This window comes from Parafrankia sp. EUN1f (genome assembly GCF_000177675.1).
Classification (GTDB): domain Bacteria; phylum Actinomycetota; class Actinomycetes; order Frankiales; family Frankiaceae; genus Parafrankia.
Window position 1 is genome coordinate 1 of the sequence record NZ_ADGX01000131.1, and the last position, 23,631, is coordinate 23,631.

The following is a 23,631-nucleotide window of genomic DNA, read 5'->3' on the forward strand; positions in this document are numbered from 1 at the left end:
GTGGTGGAGCGGTTGTCGGTGGCGCGGGAGCGGGGTCATCGGGTGTTGGCGGTGGTGGGTGGTTCGGCGGTGAATTCCGATGGTGGTTCGAATGGTTTGACGGCGCCGTCGGGGGTGGCGCAGGAGCGGGTGTTGCGGGCGGCGTTGGTGGATGCGGGTGTTTCTGCGGATGGGGTGGATGTGGTGGAGGGGCATGGGACGGGGACGCGGTTGGGTGATCCGATTGAGTTGGGTGCTTTGTTGGGGGTTTATGGGCGGGGGCGGGGTTCTGGTCGGTCTTTGTTGGTGGGGTCGGTGAAGTCGAATATTGGTCATACGCAGGCGGCGGCGGGTGTGGCGGGGATTGTGAAGGTGGTGGAGGGGTTGCGTCGGGGGGTGGTTGCGGGGTCGTTGCATGTGGGGGTGCCGACGTCGCGGGTGGATTGGTCGGTGGGTGGTGTGGAGGTGGTGCGGGAGGCGGTGCCGTGGCCTGAGGTGGTGGGTCGGGTGCGGCGGGCGGGGGTGTCGTCGTTCGGGATGTCGGGGACGAACGCGCACGTCATCCTCGAAGAGCCCCCCGCGGACCCTGCCCCCGCGGATTCCGGCTCGGAGCCGACCGCTGCGGGCACCTCCGGCGGCGACTCGGTGAAAAGCGCCGTCATGGCCGGTGGCTTCGGGGTCGTGCCCTGGGTTCTGTCGGCGCGGACGGCGACGGCTCTTCGGGCCCAGGCCGAGCGGCTGGCGGCCTGCCTGGCGGGCACCGACCACACGGCCACCGACCCCACCGGCGTCGGTGCGCCACCGCAGGGTGACGGTGCTCCGTCCGCGCTGGACGTCGGCTGGTCCCTGGCCCGGGGGCGGGCGGCGCTCGACCACCGCGCGGTGGTGGTGCGGGCCCTCGCGGACGGCGACGAGGATGGGCACCGCGACGCCCTGCGGATCCTTGCCGGCGGTGACGGCGAGCCGGTGACGAACCTGGTCCGCGGGGCCGTGCGCGGTGGTGATGACCGGGTGGTGTGGGTGTTCCCGGGGCAGGGGGCGCAGTGGGCGGGGATGGGTGTGGAGCTGCTGGAGTCTTCGGCGGTGTTCGCCCGGCGGGTGGCGGAGTGTGATCTGGCGTTGCGGCCGCTGGTGGGCTGGTCGGTGGTGGATGTGCTGCGGGGTATGGCGGGGGCGCCGTCGCCCGAGCGGGTGGACGTGGTGCAGCCGGTGTCGTGGGCGGTGGCCGTGGGTCTGGCGGCGGTGTGGGAGTCGTGGGGGGTGCGGCCCGATGTGGTCGTGGGGCATTCACAGGGGGAGATCGCGGCGGCGTGCGTCGCGGGCGTGCTGTCGGTGGAGGACGCGGCGCGGGTGGTGGCGGTCCGGTCGCGGGTGATCGCACGGGTGCTGGCGGGGGCGGGCGGTATGGCGTCGGTGGCCCTGCCGGCCGATGAGGTCGAGGCGCTGCTGGCGGCCCAGGCCGGCGGTCTGGAGGTCGCGGCGGTGAACGGGCCGTCGGCGACCACGGTGGCTGGGCCGCCGGAGGCGCTGGCGGACCTGCTGGCCCGCTGGGAGCACGACGGCGTACGGGCCCGGCGGCTGCCGGTGGACTACGCCTCCCATACGGCCCAGGTGGAGCGGGTCCGTGAGCTGCTCGCCGCGGAGCTGGCGGATCTCGTGCCCGCCGCGGGCACGGTGCCGGTGTGGTCGACGGTGACCGGCGGCCCGCTGGACCCGGCCGTGATGGACGGTGACTACTGGTACCGGAACCTGCGGTCGACGGTGCGCTTCGGGAACGTCGTCGAGGGGCTTGTCTCGGACGGCTGCCGGGTCTTCCTGGAGGTCAGCCCGCATCCGGTGCTCACCGCGGCGGTCGCGGGCACGGCGGAGGCCGCAGGCGTCCACGACGCGGTCGTCGTCGGGTCACTGCGGCGTGACGACGGTGGGCCGCGGCGGCTCGCCACCAGCGCGGCGGAACTGTGGGTCCGCGGCGTGGCGGTGGACTGGGGTCCGCTGGTGGCCGGGGGGCGCCTGGTCGACCTGCCCACCTACCCCTTCGAGCACCGGCGCTACTGGCTGTCGGCCACCGCCCCCACCCGGTCCGCCGACCGCGGCGACGGGGCGGAGGCGGCGTTCTGGGACATGGTCGAACAGGCCGACGCCCCCGCGCTCGCCGGCGCCCTCGACCTGAGCCCTGCCGCTTCACTGCACGACATCCTGCCGGCGCTGTCCGCGTGGCGCCGCGGCCACCGACGCCGGGCCGCCCTCGATGACCTGCGCTACCGCGTCGGCTGGCAGCCGATCAGCCTGCCCACGGGCGGCGAGGCCGCCGGTACCTGGCTGTTGCTCGTTCCGTCGACGGGGTCCGGCGAGGTCACCGCCGTGTGTGCGGGCGTGGCACGTGCCCTGGCCGAAGTCGCCTCCGACGTGGTGAGCGTGCCGGTCAGCGCCGAGGACGTCTCGCGGGACGCGTTCGCCAGCCGCCTGCGCTCGGCCGGGGCGAGCCGTGACGGTGCCGTCCGGGGCGTGGTCTCGCTGCTCGCGCTGACGGACGCCGCGCATCCCGAGCTGCCCGGCCTGGGAGTCGGGGTGGCCGCGACGCTGGCGCTCATGCAGGCGATGGGCGACCTGGGGACCGACACGCCGTTGTGGTGCCTCACCCGCGGTGCAATGTCCACCGGAGCCGACGACGGCGATGACGACGGCCCGGTGGCTGACCCGAGCCAGGCGCAGATCTGGGGCCTGGGCCGGGTGGCAGCGCTGGAGCGCCCGGTCAGCTGGGGCGGACTGGTCGACCTTCCCGCGTCGCTCGACGACGGTGCGCGGCGGCGGCTGAGAGACATCCTGCGGGGAACCTCCGGCGAGGACCAGCTCGCGATCCGGGCCCAGGCCGTGTTCGCCCGCCGGCTGTCACGGGCTCCGCTCGGTGCTGTCGCTCCCGCCCGCCGGTGGCGCCCCCGAGGGACGGTCCTGGTCACGAGCGGTGGCGGCCCGCTCGGACCGTATCTGGTCAGCTGGCTGTTCGACCACGGCGCCGAGCATGTCGTGCTCGCCGGGCCGCACCGGGCCGACGATCCCGATCTCGCCTCGCTGCATGGGCGGTCGCAGCACTCGCGGCCGACACGACTGACCGTCGCCACCTGTGACCCGGCCGATCGCGACGCGCTGACCGCGGTCGTCGGCGCGCACGGCACCGCTGACGAGCCGATCCGCTCGGTCGTGCACGCCGCCGCGCTGCTGGGGCTGCGCCCCCTGGACGACGTCACTCCCGGCGAGCTCGCCGCTGTCCTCGCCACGAAGGCGGGTGCCGCGCAGGTCCTCGACGAGCTGTTCGACACCGACACGCTCGACGCGTTCGTGCTGTTCTCCTCGGTCACGGGAGTGTGGGGCAGCGCGGATCACGCGGCCTACGCCGCCGCGAACGCCTACCTGGACGCGCTGGCGCAGCGGCGCCGGGCCCGCGGACTGCCCGCGACCTCGATCGCCTGGGGCCTGTGGCAACCGCTTCGGGCGGACGGCACCGTGCCCGCCACCGATTCCGTCGGCGTCGCGCGTGGCTACAGCGACAGCGACCACGACAACGACAGCGACCACGACAGTTACGGCGACGGCGACGATCCGACGGTACGGCGGCAGCGGGCGCGTGGACTGGGCTTCCTCGACCCGGACCTGGCGCTGGAAGCCATGGGGCAGGCACTCGACCACGACGAGACCCAGGTGGTCGTCGCGGAGATCGACTGGAGTCGTTTCATCCCTGTCTTCACCTCGGCCGGCCCCCGTCCGCTGCTCGACACGCTGCCCGAGGCACGCGAGCTGGCCGATCGTCGCGCCGAGGGCGGGACGACGTCAGCGGAGAAGATGCCGCCGCTGGTCCGCCGGCTCGCCGCCCTGCCCGACGGCGAGCGTGACCGCGCGCTTGTCGACGAGGTCCGGGCCCGGGCCGCGGCCGTGCTCGGGCACGCCGACGCGGCGACGGTGGGTGCGCAGCGTGCCTTCCGGGACCTCGGCTTCGACTCACTCACCTCCGTCGACCTGCGAAACCGGATCGGCGAGGTGTTCGGCCTGCGGCTGCCGGCCACGCTGGTGTTCGACTACCCGACACCGGCCGCGCTCGCGGAGTTCCTCGGTACGGAGCTCGCCGCGAGCCTCGGCACGAGCACCGGCGCGAACACCGTCCCCGGCCCCACCACCGCCGGGGCGGTCGCGGGCCTCGGCGCTCCACCCGAGGCCGAACCGGTCGCGATCGTCGCCATGGCCTGCCGGCTGCCCGGCGGGGTCCGCTCACCCGAGGACCTGTGGCGACTGGTGGCCGACGGACAGGACGCGATCACCGAGTTCCCGACCGACCGGGGCTGGAACCTCGAGGACCTCTACGACCCGGACCCCGAGCGCCCCGGCACCTCCTATGTGCGCCACGGCGGCTTCCTCGCCGACGTCGCGGAGTTCGACGCCGAGTTCTTCGGTATCGGCCCCCGCGAGGCATTGGCGATGGACCCCCAGCAGCGCCTGCTGCTCGAGGTGTCCTGGGAGGCGCTCGAACGCGCCGGCATCGACCCGGCCAGCCTGCACGGAACCTCCGGGGGCGTGTTCGTCGGCACCAACGTCCAGGACTACGGACCGCGGGCGATGGCCGCCGCCGAGCCGATGGAGGGCTACATCGGCATCGGCAACGCCGCCAGCGTGATGTCCGGCCGCATCTCCTACGCTCTCGGACTGCAGGGGCCGGCCGTCACGGTGGACACCGCCTGTTCGTCCTCGCTGGTGGCCCTGCACCAGGCGGTCGCGGCGCTGCGGCAGGGGGAGTGCTCACTGGCCCTGGCCGGAGCCGCGGTGGTGATGTCCTCGCCGCTGATGTACGTCGAGTTCAGCCGGCAGCGCGCGCTGTCGCCGGACGGCCGCTGCCAGGCGTTCGGCGCGGGTGGCGACGGAACGGGGCTGTCCGAGGGCGTCGGGATCCTGGTCCTGGAACGGCTCGGTGACGCGCGCCGCAACGGCCATCCGGTGCTCGCCCTGGTCGAGGGCAGCGCGGTCAACTCCGACGGCGCGTCCAACGGGCTCAGCGCGCCGAACGGCCCGGCGCAGCAACGAGTGATCCGCCAGGCCCTAGCCGCCGCCGGGCTGTCCGCGTCCGACGTCGACGCGGTGGAGGCACACGGCACCGGGACGAAGCTGGGCGATCCCATCGAGGCCCAGGCGCTCATCGCCACCTACGGCCGGGACCGGCCGGCGCGGCAACCGCTGTGGCTGGGATCGCTGAAGTCCAACATCGGGCACACCCAGGCCGCCGCCGGGGTCGCCGGAGTGATCAAAATGGTCCTGGCGATGCGGCACGGCCAGCTGCCGCGCACGCTGCACGCCACCGAGCCCACCCCGCACGTCGACTGGGACGCGGGCGCCGTCCGGCTGCTGACCGAACGGATCCCCTGGCCGGACCGCCCCGCCGGCGCGGACCCGCGGAACGGACCCGGCCCGGACGGGCGAGGCCCGCGCCGGGCCGGGATCTCCGCCTTCGGGATCAGCGGCACCAACGCTCACGTGATCGTCCGTGAGGCACCCGACGACCCTGCGTCGGACGACCCTGCGTCGGACGACCCTGTGGCAGGCGACCCTGCGGCAGGCGGGCCGAACGTCCCGACCGGCGCCGACGGTGGCTCTGCGCCCCGGACGGAGCCACTGCCGGTGCCGCTGCTCGTCTCGGCGCGCAGCGAGCGGGCTCTGCGTGCCCAGGCTCGACGACTGGCCGCGCATCTCGCCGACCATCCCGACACGCCCGTGCCGGATGTCGGCCTGGCCACGGTGACCACGCGCGGCACGTTCGACCACCGGGCCGTCGTCGTCGGCGCGGACCACGCGGGGCTGGGTGCCGGGCTCGCGCGGCTCGCCGCCGAGCCGGGGTCCGCCGACGGGCTCGTCGCCGACGTCCCCATCACCTCCGTCACCTTCACCGACGACGCGGCGGGTGCGCTGGTCGCGCGGGGTCTGGCGCGGCCTGACCCACGGGTCGCGTTCGTCTTCCCCGGGCAGGGCTCCCAGTGGGCCGGCATGGGCCGGGAGCTGCTCAGGTCCTGCCCACCGTTCCGCGAGCGGATGACCGCCTGCGCCGAGGCGTTCGCCCCCTACTTCGGCTGGTCCCTGCTGGAGGTCGTCAGCGGCGCCGAGGACGCCCCCGGGCTCGACGACATCGAGGTGATCCAGCCCGCCCTGATGTCGATGATGGTGTCGCTCGCGGCGGCCTGGGAGGCCTACGGAGTTACCCCGGCCGCGGTGGTCGGGACCAGCCAGGGCGAGGTCGCCGCGGCGCACGTCGCAGGGATCCTCTCCCTCGCCGACGCCGCCCGGATCATCGCGCTGCGCAGCCGGCTGCTGGCCGAGCGTCTGCGTGGCCGCGGAGCGTTGGCCTCCGTCGCACTGCCCGCCGCCGATGTGCGGGGCCGGCTCGCCCGCTTCGGCGGCCGGCTCGCCATCGGCGGTGTCAACGGTCCGCGCCAGGTCACCGTCGCGGGGGAGACCGCCGCCCTGACGGAGCTGCTCGCCGAGCTCACCGACGAGGGCGTTCGCGCGCGGAGCGTGGCGGCGTCGGTCGCGACGCACTGCGCCCAGGTGGACGGCATCCGTCCCGAACTGATGGAGATCCTGCGGCCGGTGACGGGCAGCCGGGCGCGGATCCCCTTCTACTCGACGGTGACCGGCGGGCTGCTGGACGGGGCGGCACCCGGCGCCGAGTACTGGTACTCCAACACCCGCGAACCGGTGCTGCTCGAAGCGGCCACCACCGCGCTGCTGGCAGCCGGCTTCGACACGTTCGTCGAGGTCAGCCCGCACCCGGTGGTCGGGTTCGCGCTCGCGGAGACGGTGGAGCAGGCCGGCCGTGACGCCGCCGTCATCGGCACCCTGCAGCGAGGCCGGGGAGGGGCGGACAGCCTGCTCCACGCGCTCGCGCAGCTGCATGTCCGCGGCGTCGACGTCGACTGGCGGGCGGCGTTCGCCGGCACCCCGGCCCGCCCGGCCGCTCTGCCGACCTACGCCTTCCAACGCCGACGGTTCTGGCCACGGGCCGCCGCGCCGCGCCGCGCGAGCGGTGTGACCGCGGCTGGTGAGGCGCTGGACCATCCGCTGCTCACCGAGGCGGTACCGCTCGCCGACGGCGGCCAGCTGTTGACGGGCCGGATCGCCATCGCGACGCAGCCGTGGCTGGTCGGGCGCACCCTGGCCGGGATCCCGGTCGCGCCGGACTCGGTCCTGGTGGAACTGGCCATCCGCGCCGGTGACGAGGTGGGTGCGACGACGGTGACCGAGCTTGCCGTGACCGAACCACTGGTTCTGCCCGAATCCGGTGGGCTTCACATCCAGGCGCGGATCGGCCCGCCGGACGGTGCCGGGCGCCGCCCGCTGGCAGTGCACGCCTGCCCGGAGGGCGCCCCGGCTGACGCGACCTGGACGGCCCACGCGACCGCGGTGCTGACCGACGCGGCCGCGGTGCTCACCGACACCACCGCGGTGCTGACCGACACGGCGGCGCCCACCGTCGACCTGAACGTCTGGCCTCCCGCCGGCGCCTCGCCACTGGACGTCGACGGCCTCTACGCGGACCTTCGTGCCGCGGGCCACGGAGATCCGAAGGAGGGCCACCGGCTGACCTCGGCCTGGCGGGCACCGACCGGGCTGTTCGCCGAGGTCACCGTCGCGGCCGGTGCTCACGGGCATGGCCATGGCCATGGCCATGGCCATGACCACGACGTCGACAGTGATCGTGACGGTGATCGTGACGGTGGCTTCGACGCGGACGGGGACGACGACGGGAGCCGGTTCGGGCTCCACCCGGCGCTGCTCGCGGCAGCCGGTCAGCTTGGTCTCTGGCACCATCTGGAGGCCGGTCAGGCCTCCGGACCCGTTCCCGGGTCGGGAGGGCTCCCCGGCTCGGTCCCGACGTCCGCCGGCGCACCGGTCGTCACCTCCGCGCGATATCACGAGGTGTGCCTGCACGCGACCGGGGCGTGGACCGTCCGCGTCCACGTCGTCGGCGCCGGGCCGGACGCGGTCGCCGTACGGATCGCCGACCATACCGGCGCGCCGGTGGCGTCGATCGGCTCGATCGTGTTCGGGGAGGTGGAGCCCACTCGGCTGCGTGCGCGGCCCGGGCAGCTCGCGGACGCGATGTTCGCGGTCGACTGGGTACCCGCGACCGGCCCGGCCCAGCCCGGGCCGAGCCAGGTGGTCGCGGCTCCGGCTCCGCCGGCGGCGCGGCGGTGGGCGGTCGTGGGGCCGGATCCGTTCGGGCTGCGCACCGCGCTCGCGCTGGCCGGCGTGGACATCCACGGCTGCGCCGATCTGGCCGAGGCGGCCGGGGACGGCGCGGGGCATCCTGTTCCCGACGTCCTCCTGGTCACCTGCCCTCCGGGGCCGACGGAGGCCACCGAATCCGGTGGTGACGTCGCGCTGGCGGCGCGCGCGGCCCTGCGATGGATCCTGACACTGGCGCGGGACTGGCTCGCCGACGAGCGTTTCGCCGCCACCAGGTTCGTTGTCGTCACCAGAGGTGCTGTCGCGGACGCGCCCGGCGATGGTGGTGTCGATCTCGTCACCGCCCCGATCTGGGGGCTCATCGCGTCCGCCGCGTCGGAGAACCCGGACCGCTTCCTGCTCGTGGATGTCGACGCCGCCCCGGAGTCGTCCCGAGCTCTGCCGTCCGCGGTCAGCTGCCCGGAGCCGCGGGTCGTGATCCGGGCCGGTGCCGTGTTGGGCCAGCGGCTCGTCCGCGCGTCGACGGCCAGATCGACAGCCGGAGCAACGGCCGGAGCAGCGGCCAGGTCGACGGCGACGGCGACGTCGATGGGTGCCGAGGCGACGACGGAGGCGCCTGCCGGGTGGAGGCACGACGGGACGACACTGATCACCGGAGGCACGGGAACACTCGGCGGGCTGGTCGCGCGGCATCTGGTCACCACACACGGAGTCCGGCACCTGTTGCTGGCCAGCCGCGGCGGCCCGCACGCCCCCGGCGCCACCGAACTGGCCGACGAGCTGGCCGCGCTGGGTGCCCGGGTCACGGTGGCGGCCTGCGATGTCGCGGACCGGGCCGCGCTGGCCGACCTGCTGGCCACGATCTCCGCCGATCATCCGCTGACCGCGGTCGTCCACACCGCCGGTGTGCTCGACGACGGCGTGCTCGGCTCCCTCACCCCTGACCGCCTGGAGCGCGTGCTGCGCCCGAAGATGGATGCCGCTCTGCACCTGCACGAGCTGACCCAGGGCCACGACCTGCACGCCTTCGTGATGTTCTCGTCGTCCGCCGCCACGTTCGGCAGCCCTGGGCAGGGCAACTACGCCGCCGCCAACACCTTCCTGGAGGCGCTGGCCCGTCACCGCCGCTTCGCCGGGCTGCCCGCGGTGGCGCTCGGCTGGGGATACTGGGCCCCTCGCAGCGCCATGGCCGGTCATCTCGAGCCAGCCGCACTGGCGCGCCGGATGGCCGCGGGCGGACTGCTCCCGATCTCCGCGGCCGACGGGATGGCACTGCTGGACGCCGCGCTCGCCGACGATCGTCCCGTCCTGCTGCCGATGCGGCTGGATCCGCGCTCGCTGCCGGCCGACGCTGTCACGCCACTGCTGCGTGGCCTTGTCCGCCGTCCGGTCCGGCGGACGGTCGAGCGCGCCACCGGGGTCTCGGCCCGCACACTGACCCAGCGGCTGGCCGGGCTGAGCGCCACCGAGCGGGACAGGCTCCTGCTGGACGCCGTGTGCGCCACGGCCGCGGCGGCGCTGGGCCACGCATCCGCCGACGAGGTGGCCCCACACCGGCCGTTCAAGGAGCTGGGGTTCGACTCACTGGCGTCACTGCAGTTCCGCAACCGGCTGGCGGCCGCGACCGGGGTGCGGCTGAGGCCGACGCTTGTCTTCGACTTCCCGACGCCCGCCGCGATTGCCGGCCACCTGCGGGACCAGCTGTGTGCCCCCGATCCAGCCACCGGACGCGACGACACCGCGTCTCGCGCCGCGCCCAGCTCAGGGCCCGGCGACGTGGCGGCGGAACCGCCGGTCGTGATGGCCGCTCACGGCTGGGAACCGGACGAGCACACCGACTCCGCGTTCGACGAGATGGACGCCGAGGCCCTGATCCGGCTGGCGCTCGGCGACGACTCCTGATCGACCGACCTGTGCGCGACACCGACCGCCGGAGGCAAGGGTGACCAACACCGCCGACAGACTCGTCGAGGCGCTGCGGGCGACGATGAAGGAGAACGAGCGCCTGCGTCGGCAGCTCGCCGCGACGACCGAACCCATCGCCGTGATCGGGATGGCCTGCCGCTTCCCGGGCGGTCTGCGTTCCCCGGACGAGCTGTGGCGGTTCGTCGCCGCCGGCGGCGACGCGATCTCCCCGTTCCCGTCGAACCGCGGGTGGGACACGTCCGACCTTCCGTGCTTCGGTGGCGGGTTCCTGCACGACGCGGCCGACTTCGACCCGGAGTTCTTCGGCCTGACGGAGAACGAGGCGCTGGCGACCGACCCGCAGCAGCGCCTGCTGCTGGAGACCTCGTGGGAGGCGTTCGAGCACGCGGGCATCGACCCGCTCACCGCTCGCGGCAGCAGTACCGGTGTGTTCTTCGGCGTGATCTTTCACGACTACGGTTACCGGCTGCGCCCGCCCCCTCCGGGAATCGACGGCTACACCTACTTCGGCAGCGCCGGCAGCATCGCGTCCGGCCGGGTCGCCTACACCCTCGGCCTCGAAGGACCGTGCGTCACCCTGGACGCCGCCTGCGCCTCGTCGCTCGTCGGCCTGCACCTGGCCAGCCAGGCCCTGCGGCGCGGTGAATGCTCCCTGGCGCTGGTCGGCGGGGTGTCCGTGCTCGCCACCACCGAGCTGTGGGAGGAGACCACCAGGACGGGACAGGGCCTGGCCGCGGACAGCCGCTGCAAGTCGTTCGCCGCCGCCGCCGACGGCACCGGCATCTCCGAAGGCGTCGGCGTCCTGCTGGTGGAACGCCTCAGCGACGCCCGGCGCAACGGTCACACGGTGCTCGCGGTGGTGCGGGGCAGCGCGGTCGACCAGAGCGGTGCCACCAACGGCTTCACCGCGCCCAGCGCGGCGTCCCAGGAACGGCTGATCACCCGCGCGCTCGCGGACGCCCGCCTCGAACCGGGCGACGTCGACGCGGTCGAGGGCCACGGCACCGGCACCCCGGTCGGCGACCCGATCGAGCTCGCCGCGCTGTTCGCCACCTACGGCAGCGGCCGGCCCACCGGCCGGCCGCTGTGGCTCGGATCGCTGAAGTCGAATCTCGGGCACACCCAGGCCGCCGGCGGTGCCGGTGCCGTCATCAAGGCTGTGATGGCGATGCGGCACGGGGTTCTCCCGCGCACCCTGCACGTGGACGCGCCGACCCCGCACGCCGACTGGGCACGCGGCGGCGTGGCGCTGCTGCGGGAATCCGTCCCCTGGCCGGCCACCGAAGGCCGCCCCAGGCGAATCGGTGTCTCCTCCTTCGGAGCCAACGGCACCCTGGCCCACGCCATCCTCGAACAGGTTCCGCGGGAGACCGAGGAACCCACAGCCCGCCGCGCGGGCGAAGGCGGGGCCGAGGGCCTCGACGTCGTTCCCTGGCTGCTCTCGGCGCGATCCGCGGCCGGCCTGCGCGGTCAGGCCGAGCGACTGCTCGCGCACCTGACCGAACACCCCGACCTCGCACCGGCCGATGTCGCGTACACGTTGGCGACCGGCCGCTCCGCCTTCGAGCACAGGGCGGTGCTCGTCGCCGCCGACCTCGCCCAGCTCAGGCGGGGACTCGCCGCCGTCGCCGCGGGAACCCACACCGCCGAGAAGGAGGTCGCACCCGCCGACGGTTCGGCCGACGCTTCGCCCGCCGTCGGTTCGCCCGCCGTCGGCTCGGTGGAGCCGGCGACCGTGACGCGAGGCGTTGTCAGCGCGGGGCACGCCGACCGGGCCGCTCCGGTCGGCACCACATCCGGCTTCGCGGGTTCCGGCGTTCCTCTCGCCTTCGTCTTCCCCGACCGGCCCGGCAGGCTTCCGGGCCATGACAGCGCGCTGGCGCAGCGCTTCGTCGCCTTCGCGGCCGCACTGCGGGCCATCGGCACGGCGCTCGACGAACCGGGGCTCGAAGGCGCGGACGGGAACACCGCCCCGGCCGCCTGGGCGGGTTTCGCCTCGCAGGTCGCGCTGTGCCGCTTGCTGGAATCCTGCGGAGTGCGCGCGGACATGGTTCTCGGCCTCGGTACGGGCGAACTGGCTGCCGCATATGTGAACGGCACTCTGACCGTCGACGACGTACGCACTCTGATCGCGACGCATCCGTCGTCGGTCCCGGCCTCCCCTGACGACCGCCGCGTTCCCTCCACCGCCACGGCGGTGGTCATCGGGACGTCCGCGGCAGACGGCGGCAGGCCGGACGGCGCGGCTGACCTGACGTTGCTGCCCGCTGGCCGCACAGCGGTCCGGGGCGTCACGGACCTGCTGACCGCGCTGCATATGCGCGGCGTCACGGTGAACTGGCAGGCATTCCTCACCGGAACCGGCGCCCGCAGGGTGGACCTGCCCACCTACGCCTTCCAGCGCAGACGTTTCTGGCTGGAGGCCAGTGCGGCGCGGAAGAACTGAGCACACACGACCCGACGGGTTGCCGGCGGAAGACAACGACTCGCGCCCAACGGATGCCGGGTCGGAGTCTCCGATCGTGACCATCCTGCTGCGGGATGCACCAGGGTGTGCATGATGGTCAACATGGGTGCTGACGAGTTGGCGCAGAGCGCATGGTCCCGGGTGGACACGGGTGTGCCGCACTCCGCGCGGGTCTGGAACTACTGGCTCGGAGGCAAGGACAATTTTCCCGCCGACCGGGAGTTGGGCGACAAGGTTTACGAGGTCTACCCGGACATCGTTCGGGTCGCTCGCGCGCAGCGGGAGTTCCTTGTCCGCGCGGTCACCTTCCTCGCCGACGAGGTCGGTATTCGCCAGTTCCTGGACATCGGCACCGGCCTGCCGACCGCGGACAACACCCATGAGGTCGCACAGCGAATCGCCCCGGAGTCCCGCGTCGTCTATGTCGACAACGATCCGCTGGTGCTGGTGCATGCCCGCGCACTGCTGACCAGCGCACCCGGCGGCGCCACCGCCTATGTCGACTCCGATGTCCGTGACCCCGCCGGAATTCTCACCGGGGCGGCCGAGCTCCTGGACTTCACCGAGCCGGTCGCGCTCGTCATGTTCGGCATCATGGGGAACGTCGCCGACACCGATGAGGCACGGGCAATCGTGAAGCACCTGCTCGGCGCGGTGCCGTCGGGGAGCTATCTGGCGCTCAACGACGGCACCCACGGCGAGGACGTCGACAAGGCGATCGAGATCACCCAGGCTGACGGTCACCCCTACAACCTGCGCACCCCGGAGCAGGTCACGTCCTTCTTCGACGGGCTCGAGATCGTCGAGCCGGGCGTGGTCTCGACGCCCTTCTGGCGGCCCGCGCCCGGGTCGGAGCCGGCGCCGCTCCACATCTACGGCGGGGTCGGTCGCAAGCCGTAGCCCGCTCGCGGTTCGGATCGGCCGTGCGCGAGCTCCCCTGAACCCGGAGCTCGACACGACGACAACCCGCGCCGCGAACTCGGTGCGTGCCCGTTTCTCACCAGTCAGCACGGCAGCCAGTCAGCCAGTCAGTACAGCGGCGCCTCGGTCAGTCCTCCGACAAGGGCGACGTCGTGCCCGGGTGCGGCCCGGCAGTGCCAGGCCGGCCATCCCGAATCGCCCAGCCCCGAATCCCAGTCGGGCAGATGCAGGCCGCGTCGATGAAGCGAACACGTGGGCCAGTAGGACTGGAACGTTTCCATAATGCATTCCTGCGTGCTCGCTGCGATCAACTGGACCAGGTGGGGCAGGTCCACTCCGCTCGAGAACTCCTGTGGGTCTCCGCACCACGAGCCCAGGAACGGCTCGTCGTCGAAGCCGACCTCAAGAATCGGATCGCCGTCGTCGTCGGATCGGCCCGACCAGAAGAGCGTCAGCCGGCCGACCCGGCCCGCGATCGGTGCCAGATCTCGCCGCACCACCGCCAGCGCCTGCTCGGCGCGGTGGACGAGATCGGGTGCGAGTTGCGTACGCACCACGGCCCAGGGCACAACCTGGCTCCGGGGGTCCGTCGGATCCACTGCAAGATCTGGATCGCGGCCCAGTTCCTGCAACACCACCGGCAGCAGACGGCGCGCCTCGAGCTCGTCTCGGAAACCGAGCCCGGCAAGCTCTCGCAAGCTCGGGCTGTCGAAACCGCTCGCCAATGCGTCCGCGGCGAGATGCGGCAGGCTGACACCGGGCTTCGAGGTTGTCCGCAGTTCACGCCAGGCGGCCTCAAGTTCGTCCACCCCATCCATTATGTGGTGAGTCGGCCAATGTGGGGAGCGGCGTGGGGAATGGCCGGCGCGGCTGCTGGCCGGCCACCCGTGGACGCCGGAACCGCCGAGCTCAGGGGCTCGGCCCCGGATCGGCGGTGGGCCGCCGACGCGCCCTGGGGTGGAGCGCCAGCCCGCGTGCGTCGCGCCATGTGCGTCCGCGGAGCAGGGGCGGGAGTGTGAGCTCGTCGTCGCGCTCACCGGTCCAGCCGCGTGTCCGGCCTCCTGCCCCGGCTGCCCGCCCGGCCTAGTTCGGAAGCCGATGACGGCCCACTTTCCGGGCATTGCGTCGGTGGGGCGGTGTCAGAATTACAGCGGCCTACCGCGAAACTGTTGACATCCGGGCCGCGGCGGCGCAGAGTCGTCGTATGTCGCGGCTGGGTTCGCCAACACTGGGTTCGCCAACAACCAGGGTTTTGCGTGCGACGCGCCTCGTGACCCGCTGCCACATCGACTTTCTGCTGGTTTCCTCCGCGGCCTGTTGACGGTCATCCGCGTACTGAGGTTGCCAGCTGTCGGCCGGCTCACCCCGTTGCTCGCCGTAGCCTGATCATGGTGTGTTCCGTACCCGCTTGACAGTTTCTCCCACCGGGCGTCCGGCCTCGGCCGGGGTGCTTTCCATCCGGTGGACGACGCGCGGGTCCGGTGCAGTCGCCGACATCCTGAACGGTTTCCCGTACAGTTCTACGGCACTGTTGTGTCGACGTTTCCGTTGCCGGTTTTCCAACGGTTCTCACACCGGTTTCCGAGCTCATTGGCGAAGAAACCGGACCCGTCCCTCCCGTCCGGGACAAACGGCGTGTTCGGCGCCGCTGTCCCCGTTTCCAGGAGCAGCAGATGTCCTCCGTCACTGACAGCCGACAGACCCCGGCGCGTTCCAACCGCCATCGTCGCGGATATCTTGGCCGCGCCGCGACCCGCTTCTGGCCCGCGATGGACGGGAACAGCCCGCCCCGTGCGTCGATCGTGCTCATGCCCGGCCGCGGCGAGGACGTCGCCCACTTCGAACGGGTCGCGCTGCGGTTGGCTGTCGACGGCTACGACGTGACGTTCCTGGGGTCGGCCGAACACGCCGACGTCGCGCTTGCCGAGGCCCGGCGGCCCGGGGCCCCGTTCGTCCTGTTCGGATCCGACACCGGAGCGTTGCGCGCGCTGGAACTGGCCGGTTCACCGGCGCTGCGGCCGGACGCGCTCGTCCTGCTCGGCCTGCCACTGCTGCACCGGGCATTCGCGGGCGAGATGCCCGAGGGCCTGCCGCCGCGAGCGCTTCCCGATCTTCCCACCCTGCTCATCCACGGCCGCCACGACGAGGTCAGCCCGCACCACCTCGCGCGGATCATCACCCGGACGGTGCGGACCGCCCGGCTGGAGTCGGTACCGGGTGGCCACCGGGTCCTGTCCGGGCCTGGTGCGCGGCTGGCCGCGGCGCTCACCGTGCTGTTCGTCGAATCGTTGCTTCAGGGCAACAACCCGGGGTCTCGGGGCGGCATTCCGGCGGATCGTCCCGGTGCCGGCTCGGGTTCGCGCGTCGGCGTCGGCGCGGGTGTCGGCGCCGGCGCTGCGTCCCGTTCCGACGCCGGCATCGCGCGGGTTGCCGATGCGGTGACATGGGTCCCCGGCGTCCCACGGCAGATCGGTGTCACCATGCGGTGAACAGACGGTTCCTGAGACCCGAGGAGATCACGGCCGGCCCTGGAACAGTCACGGGGGAGGCGTCCGCGCACTCGCACCGCTGACCGGTCCCTATCCCTCGCAGCGCCTGCTGCGGTGGCGACGGAGAAGGGGAAGGTGTTCCTGCCAGCGTGGCCAGACCAGGAAGGCCTCGGCCTCGAGCATGGCCAGGGCGATCCGGGGCAGGTCGGTGGTGGTGGGATAGCAGACGTAGCGCGGCGACCAGCTCGGCTGGAACTTGGCGTTGAACCGGTAGAGGCTGTCGATCTGGAACCAGCGGGAAAGGAAGATCAGCAGCCCGCGCCACCAACGGATCATCGGTCCGGCGCCGAGGCGTTCGCCGCGTTCGATCGCGGATCGGAAGACCGCGAAGTTCAGCGAGATCCGCCGTACACCCAGCTGCTGGGCCTGGCGCACGGCCTGGACGATGAGGAACTCGTTGACGCCGTTGTCGGCGGTGCGGTCGCGCGTCATGACGTCCAGGGACAGCCCGTCGCGCCCCCAGGGAACGAAGTGGAGCACCGCGCGCGGCCTGGGCTCGGCGGTCTCGTCCGGCTTCGCCTCCTCCGGCGGCAGGGCGGCGTCTTCCGGCGCCGCGGTGCCGAGCGTCTCCGGGTCGGCTGGTGGTGCCTGGTCGGCTGGTGGTGCCCCGGCCGAGTAGGCCGTGACGACGACGCAGTTGCCGTCGGCGGGATCACCGATGCGGCCCAGCGCCATGGAGAAGCCGCGTTCGGTCTCGCTGCCGCGCCAGCGGGCCACCTGGCTGCGCAACAACACCAGATCCTGCGGGGTCAGCTCGTTGACCCGTTGGACGACCGCCGTGTAGCCGGCGCGTTCGACGCGGGCGACGGCCTGGCGGACGTTGCGCATCGACCGGCCCTCCAGACTGAAGGTCGCGGTGTCGAGGATGGCCTCGTCCCCGATCTCCAACACCGACAGGCCGGCGCGGGTCCAGGCCAGGCCGCCTGCCTCAGAGCATCCGATGACCGCGGGTACCCAGGCGTGATCGGCAGCCTCACGAAGGAACTCGGTGAGAGCCCCGGGCCAGGCCTCCCGGTCACCGAGTGGGTCACCGCTGGCGAGCATCACACCCGAGACCACGCGGTAGGCCACGCAGGCCTTGCCGCTCGGCGACCAGACGACGGACTTGTCCGAGCGGAGGACGAAGTAGCCCAGCGAGTCGTCCGCGCCGCGCCGGGCCAGCAGGGCACGCACCCGGGCCTCGTCCTCCTCGGTCAGCATCGGACGGGGCTCGGGCGGCCGCAGCGCGAGGTAGCCGGTGCTGACGATGGTCAGTACCCCCATGGTCAGCAGGATCCGGAAGACGAGATCGGCGAAACGGTCCGAGACGAACGTCAGCGGCCCCTGGATTCCGACCATCCCCAGCACGACCTGTTCCAGCTGGGCTGACAGCGGATGCGGGCCGACGATCCGATCGTGGCGCAGCCGCAGCAGGACCAGGCCGACCACGATGGAGACCACAGCGAGGAACGACCCGACGCCGATCGCGCGCCAGCGCGTCGTCGGGTCACCCTTGGCACGGAACTCCCGGCGGGTCACCACGAGGGCCGCCAGCAACGCGGCCGACCCTGTGGCCTCCTCATAGTCCAGGCCCTTGAGCACGTGCAGGACGACGCTGACGGCCAGCAGGACAACAGTGGCCCGCCAGGCCCGCCGTTTGCGCCGGCGCAGCCCCGCGGAGAGCAGCACCAGCAGCATCCCGACGACGACGGTGAACGCGGACGCCTGCCGTGACACCGCCATGGGCAGCAGTGCCCGCAGGTCATCGAGGCGCGAGCGCCACCCCGGGGTCACGGCCGAGGCCATGTCCAGCAGACCGATGGCGAGTGTCAGCAGCGCGGCGACACGCGGGATCCACCGCCGCTTCTCCCGGGCCGCCTGACCGGACCCATGGCACTTCGGCAACAGCTCTCCCTGCTTCACGGACATGCCAGCCCGACATGATCTCCCGAGTATGGAGGCCGTCGCGTTGCCTGCGGCACGAGGGCTGTCACACCGCCCAGCGCAGGGCTTCGCGCAGTGCCGGCCGCCACACGCCGAAGTCGTGCCCGCCCGGTCGCAACCGCGGCGTGACGGTGAAGCCCCGGCGCCTGGAGAGGACACGCGCCATCTCCCGGATGTCGTCCAGCGGCTCGTGATCATCGCGGCCGCAGTCGAGCCAGACCCGCATCGGCGGGTTCGGCGGCAGCGTCGAGGCGTAGCGCGCGGGTGTGTTCGCGGCGACGACCTGCGCGAGATCCGGACGAGGGCCGAAGAGCTTCGCCATTCCCGCGTCGTAGGTGGGTCTGGTCAGGCCGGACAGATCGATGATGGTCGCGACGAGGTCGCGATGACGCAGGCCGAGGTTCAGCGCGCAGAACCCGCCCGCCGACATGCCGGCCAGGACCCGGTCCGTCCGGGCCGGGATCGACCGCAGCCGGGCGTCGATCGTGGGGATCACATCCTGGATCACGTACGTCTCGATGTGTTCCGTGGCCCCGTCGACGCATTCGCTGTCGTCCAGCCAGCCGCGGCTCACCCGCGGCGCGACGAGAATCGCGGGCTGGGGCCCATGCCCAGGGGAACGGCCCGCTGCCGCATCCGCGCCGATCTGCGCTGCCTCGCCGCCGCGGAACCAGTCGATGGGCACCCCCGGGGATCCGTGCAGGAGGTAGACGACGGGGAAGCGGGTCCGGGGCTCGGTGAAGTACTGCGGCGGCAGGTAGATCATGGCGTCGCGGGTGCCGAAGCCGCTGTGCGTGCCGGTGATCGGCAACTCGATGACAACCCCGTCGGGATAGCGCCGCCCCGATCCCGGGGCCAGGGCCTCGCCCGCCGACGCCGTCGGCCAGGACTTCACCCCGAGGACGTCGTCGAGGCGCGGCAGGTAGCCGTAGTGCGCGTTGACGAGGTCTCCGGCCGTCGCCACCGTGAGCAGGAACGCGAGGAACCCGACCGCGATCGGACCGGCCCGCCCGCGCCGGCGCACCGCGAGCAGGGCGTAGACGGCCCAGCAGATCACCGTCAGCGCCACCAGGGCCGACAGGAACCACCCGCTGATGATGACCACAGAGCCCACTGCACGAGCCCGTCCCACTCCGGCGCGTGGTCTCCGGCATGTGCGACCCGCGCTCTGCCACCACTATGGCCCACGCACCACTATGGCCCACGGTGGCGTGCGGTTCCGATCCGTCGCCGTAGCGGATCCGGTAGTCGTCCAGGGTGGCCGTCTCGAGGTTGACCGTGGCGGGCAGCACCCGGTCGCTGTAGGCACGGGCGCCACCGACGGCGCGCCTGTGGTCGGCGTCGGGTCATCACTGTGGGTGCTGTGAGGAACGGTCCGTGCCGGCCTGGAAACAGCGCCGATCCCGCATCCTGACGTGCTGTCGAGGGACAACGTCCCGACGGCGCCAGGACGTCCGGCCCGCTCACGATGGGCACAACAGGTCATGATTCGATAGGCGAATCGTCATTCTGCACTAGTGTCCGACCTTGATCCGCTACTGACGGTACGCTTGCGGAGGGAAAATTGCGGCGTGACGCCGGATGGGATGGCGATGGTGGACGCTGGGCCGGGGTGATGTCGAACCGCCCGGCGCGCCGCGTCGATGTGTGGTGACCGACGCTCCGAGCAGGGTGGTCCGGTCGACGGGATGAAGGAAGTCGGAGAAGTCGCCGTGAGGGCGCGGAAAAATTAGTCAGACTAGTGCTTGCCGCTAGCAGGTTCGCTGTGGTCTCCGGTTTGGTCGGGTGGCGGACAATCCTCACGGTCTGTGTTCGTAGCAGGAAAAGGACAGGGCTAGGAAGGACCATGGTCGCGGGCCACTTTCTGACTAATTGTCGGAGCTTCCCGTGTACCGGATCGCCGGGATACGGGAAGCTCGCACTGCGTCCGACGGCGCGCCTTGAACTCGATCGGTGGTATCCGCCATCGAGCTGTACGACGGGGGAACATCTGCGGTGATCCGCAGAAAGCTGCAAGGAATATTGCTCCGCTGGCACCCGTCTGTCCGGCTTGCGGTCCTCTGGTCGCCTGTTCGCCGATCCACCGCCCGTCCAGGGTGGTCTTCCGCAGTCCACGGTGGTCTTCCGCAGTCCACAGAGGGGTGATGCACGCCATGACCGAGCCGGTCAGCGTATCCGCTGATGTCGACCTTTCCGAACAGCCGTTGAGTCTTGGCTCCGCCGCGGCGCGAAATCTCGCGACCACGACCAAGTCCGTCCCGCAGATGCAGGAGATCTCCTCCCGCTGGCTGCTGCGGATCCTGCCCTGGGTGCACACGGCCGGTGGCGTGTACCGGGTGAACCGGCGCCTCACCTACATCGCCGGCGACGGCCTGCTCACCTTCACCAGCACCGGCTCGCAGATCCAGGTCGTCCCCGCGGAGCTCACCGAGCTCCCCCCGCTGCGGGGTTTCGAGGGCGACGAACTCGCCGCGCTCGCCGACGGCTTCGTCCAGAGGGAGTACTCCGCGGGCGACGTCCTTGTCACCAGTGGAGACGCCGCGGACGCCGTCTTCCTCATCGCGCACGGGAAGGTCGGCAGGTTCGGGCCCGGAGCCTACGACGACGAGCGGTCACTGGGAATCCTCAGCAGCGGCGAGTACTTCGGTGACGAGGTCCTGATCGAGGCGGACGCGACCTGGGGCTACACGGCCCGTGCCCTCACCGGTACGACGGTGCTCGTCCTGCCCCGCGAGCGGTACCAGCAGCTTCTGGACGCCTCCGACACGCTGCGGAGCTGGGTGGAGGACTACCGCGCCCGTGTCGTGCCCGTGCAGAACCGGTACGGCGAGGCCGAGATCACGATCTCGGCCGGCCACGTCGGCGAGCCGGTGCTGCCCGGCACGTTCGTCGACTACGAGCTGGCGCCCCGCGAGTACGAGCTGAGCGTCGCCCAGACCGTCCTGCGGGTGCACAGCCGGGTCGTCGACCTCTACAACGAGCCGATGAACCAGCTCGAGCAGCAGTTGCGGCTCACCGTCGAGGCGTTGCGTGAGCGCCAGGAGCAGGAGCTGGTGAACAACGCCGACTTCGGCCTGCTGCACAACGCGGACCTGCGCCAGCGCATCCACACCCGGACGGGGCCGCCGACCCCGGACGACCTCGACGAACTGCTGAGCCGCCGGCGGAGCACGCATGTTCTGCTCGCCCATCCGCGCGCCATCGCCGCGTTCGGCCGGGAGTGCACGGCGCGCGGCATCTACCCGGCGACGGTGCTGTTCCATGACCAGCATGTGCCGGCCTGGCGTGGTGTTCCCCTGCTGCCGGTGAACAAGATCCCGGTCAGCGGGGCCGGGAAGACGTCGATCCTCGCGCTGCGCACCGGCGAGGAGAGCCAGGGTGTCATCGGGCTGCACCACGTCGGTCTCCCCGACGAGCTGGAGCCGGGGCTTTCCGTCCGGTTCATGGGGATCAGCGAGAAAGCAATCATCTCCTATCTGGTGACGACCTACTACTCCGCCGCCGTTCTGGTGCCCGATGCCCTCGGCATCCTGGAGAACGTGGAGATCGGGCGGCACTAGCCGCGAACCGTCGACCGGCGCCGCCGCGACGGAGATCCTGGCGCGGCGGCGCGGTTTTCCCGGGATGTTTCTCGTCGGTGATCCGAGCAGAGAGGAAGGTGTGCAGCGCGTTATGCAGCCGTTCACGCTACCCCGGTTCTACGTACCGTATCCGGCGCGGCTCAACCCGAACCTGGAGGCCGCCCGCGCGCACAGTCTGCTCTGGGCCGGAGAGATGGGAATGATCGACCCGGCCGACGGAGAGCCCGCGATCTGGACGCAGCGTGACTTCGAGGCGCACGACTACGCCCTGTTGTGCGCGTACACCCATCCCGACGCCACCGCCGAGCGGCTGGCGCTCATCACGGACTGGTACGTGTGGGTGTTCTACTTCGATGACCATTTCCTCGAGCTTTTCAAGCGAACCGGCGACATGGCCGGCGCCCGGGAATACCTGGCCCGGCTGCATGCCTTCATGCCGGTCGACGGTGCTGCCGAACGGGCCACCGGAAACGCGGCGGACAAGACTGCGGACAAGACAGTCGACAATGCAGTCGACAAGGCCGCCGAAGGCTCTGCCGGCAACGCGTCGGCGCCGGCGAACCCGGTCGAACGCGGCCTGGTCGACCTGTGGTCGCGTACCGTTCCCGACCGCACCGCGGCGTGGCGGCAGCGGTTCGTGGCGAACACCCGCAACCTGCTGGACGAATCCCTGTGGGAACTCGCCAACATCAACGACAACAGGGTGTCGAACCCGATCGAGTACATCGAGATGCGGCGCAAGGTCGGGGGAGCGCCCTGGTCGGCGAACCTCGTCGAGCATGCCGCCGATGCCGAGGTTCCGGCGTCCGTCGCGGACCGGCGTCCGATGCACGTGCTGCTCGACACCTTCGCCGACGCCATCCACCTGCGTAACGACCTGTTCTCCTACCAACGCGAGGTCGAGCTCGAAGGCGAGCTGAGCAACGGGGTGCTGGTGCTCGAGCGGTTCCTCGGCTGCGACACCCAGAGCGCGGCCGAGCTCGTGAACGACCTGCTCACGTCCCGGCTGCACCAGTTCGAGCACACCGCGGTCGTCGAGGTCCCGCCGCTGCTGGACGAGAACGGTGCTGATCTGCCTGCCCGCGCCGCCGTTCTCGCCTACGTCAAGGGCCTGCAGGACTGGCAGTCCGGCGGCCACGAATGGCATCTTCGCTCCAGCCGCTACATGAACGACAGCGCGGCCGCGCCGAGCCTGCTGCCGCCCGGCCCGAGTGGCCTGGGCACGTCCACCGCCCGAGTGCTGGAATCGATTCTCGCCACGGCGCCGCAGCGGCTGCGGGCTTTCAGTCACGTGCCCTTCCAGGCCGTCGGATCCATGCGTGTTCCGGCTCCCTACATGCCCTTCGAGACGGGCGAGAACCCCCACCTGGCGAGCGCCCGGCGCGACACCGTCCGGTGGTCTCGGGCGACGGGCCTGCTCGACCCGGTCCCCGGCATCTGGGACGAGCACAAGCTCGTCTCCTACGACTTCCCGCTCTGCGCCGCCTGCATTCACCCCACGGCGGACCGGGATGCGCTTTTCCTGGCCGCGCGCTGGCTCACCTGGGGAACCTACGCGGACGACTACTATCCGGTGGTCTTCGGAAGAACCCGGGATCTCGCCGGCGCGCGGGCGTGCACCGAACGGCTGAAGGAATTCCTCCCTCTGGAGCTCGGGGCGAGCGCGGAGGCGGCATCACCTCCGGTGATCCCCCGCTGCTCCCGAGCAAGAAATGAGGCTTTTGGCTGCGGCGGCAACCGTAATCCTCACTTTTTGCGGATTGCCAAGCGACTCCCCTGTCCTGGTTGTCCCTATTGGCGTGAATTGCCGGCGTACTTGCTCCCGCGATAGTCGACCTGCTCGCGTACGTCGCCTACCCGCGGGAGACCTGAGCGAAAGATCTCGTCGTCGAACCCCAGCAGTGACTGAACAGGGAGATCCGGCGCAGAGGTCAGGTTCTCGGCATGTGGAGCGGGACGGTCGCGGATCAATCGCCGATGGGTCTGGCCCGATCGGTTCGTGAGCCGGCCTGATCAGTGGCGCGGGAGCTTCAGCAGCCGAAGGCGCCGCCGGAGCCGGACCGCG

8 protein-coding genes and 1 pseudogene are annotated in these 23,631 nt (G+C 71.8%); 6 read left to right on the forward strand and 3 right to left on the reverse strand.

Annotated features, from left to right (window positions below; translation table 11 throughout):
- The 3 genes from FREUN1FDRAFT_RS29040 to FREUN1FDRAFT_RS29050 form a co-directional block, all read left to right on the forward strand.
- On the forward strand, positions 1-10,101 hold a 10,101-nt coding region (locus FREUN1FDRAFT_RS29040; protein ID WP_157475538.1), incomplete at its 5' end, for a type I polyketide synthase.
- A 40-nt stretch (positions 10,102-10,141) separates the two neighbouring features.
- Positions 10,142-12,571, forward strand: a complete 2,430-nt coding sequence (locus FREUN1FDRAFT_RS29045; RefSeq protein ID WP_006543872.1) for a type I polyketide synthase — start codon at positions 10,142-10,144, stop codon at positions 12,569-12,571.
- A 114-nt stretch (positions 12,572-12,685) separates the two neighbouring features.
- Positions 12,686-13,492 carry an SAM-dependent methyltransferase gene (locus FREUN1FDRAFT_RS29050; protein ID WP_232295469.1) on the forward strand — a complete coding sequence of 269 codons (807 nt, stop codon included), beginning with the start codon at positions 12,686-12,688 and terminating at the stop codon, positions 13,490-13,492.
- 128 nt (positions 13,493-13,620) lie between these two features.
- On the opposite strand, the gene FREUN1FDRAFT_RS29055 is transcribed toward FREUN1FDRAFT_RS29050, so the two are convergent.
- Positions 13,621-14,331: a hypothetical protein gene (locus tag FREUN1FDRAFT_RS29055; protein ID WP_006543874.1), complete on the reverse strand. Its 711-nt coding sequence runs from the start codon at positions 14,329-14,331 to the stop codon at positions 13,621-13,623.
- 855 nt (positions 14,332-15,186) lie between these two features.
- Between FREUN1FDRAFT_RS29055 and FREUN1FDRAFT_RS46890 the strand changes: the two genes are divergently transcribed.
- Positions 15,187-16,002, forward strand: a complete 816-nt coding sequence (locus FREUN1FDRAFT_RS46890; RefSeq protein WP_006543875.1) for an alpha/beta hydrolase — start codon at positions 15,187-15,189, stop codon at positions 16,000-16,002.
- Between the two features lie 90 nt (positions 16,003-16,092).
- Here FREUN1FDRAFT_RS46890 and FREUN1FDRAFT_RS29065 read toward each other — a convergent pair whose 3' ends face one another.
- Together FREUN1FDRAFT_RS29065 and FREUN1FDRAFT_RS29070 are read right to left on the reverse strand one after the other, a co-directional pair.
- Entirely contained in the window at positions 16,093-17,895 is a 1,803-nt protein-coding gene (locus tag FREUN1FDRAFT_RS29065; RefSeq protein ID WP_050796083.1) for a phosphatidylglycerol lysyltransferase domain-containing protein, read from the reverse strand.
- A 136-nt stretch (positions 17,896-18,031) separates the two neighbouring features.
- Complete coding sequence (locus tag FREUN1FDRAFT_RS29070) at positions 18,032-19,099, reverse strand: esterase family protein (protein WP_006543877.1); 1,068 nt, start codon at positions 19,097-19,099, stop codon at positions 18,032-18,034.
- 1,039 nt (positions 19,100-20,138) lie between these two features.
- Here FREUN1FDRAFT_RS29070 and FREUN1FDRAFT_RS29075 point away from each other — a divergent pair.
- Positions 20,139-21,545: a family 2B encapsulin nanocompartment shell protein gene (locus FREUN1FDRAFT_RS29075; protein WP_035954234.1), complete on the forward strand. Its 1,407-nt coding sequence runs from the start codon at positions 20,139-20,141 to the stop codon at positions 21,543-21,545.
- A gap of 112 nt (positions 21,546-21,657) precedes the next feature.
- Positions 21,658-23,223 (forward strand): annotated as a pseudogene (locus FREUN1FDRAFT_RS29080) (terpene synthase); the annotation flags it as partial.
- Positions 23,224-23,631 lie beyond the last annotated feature (408 nt).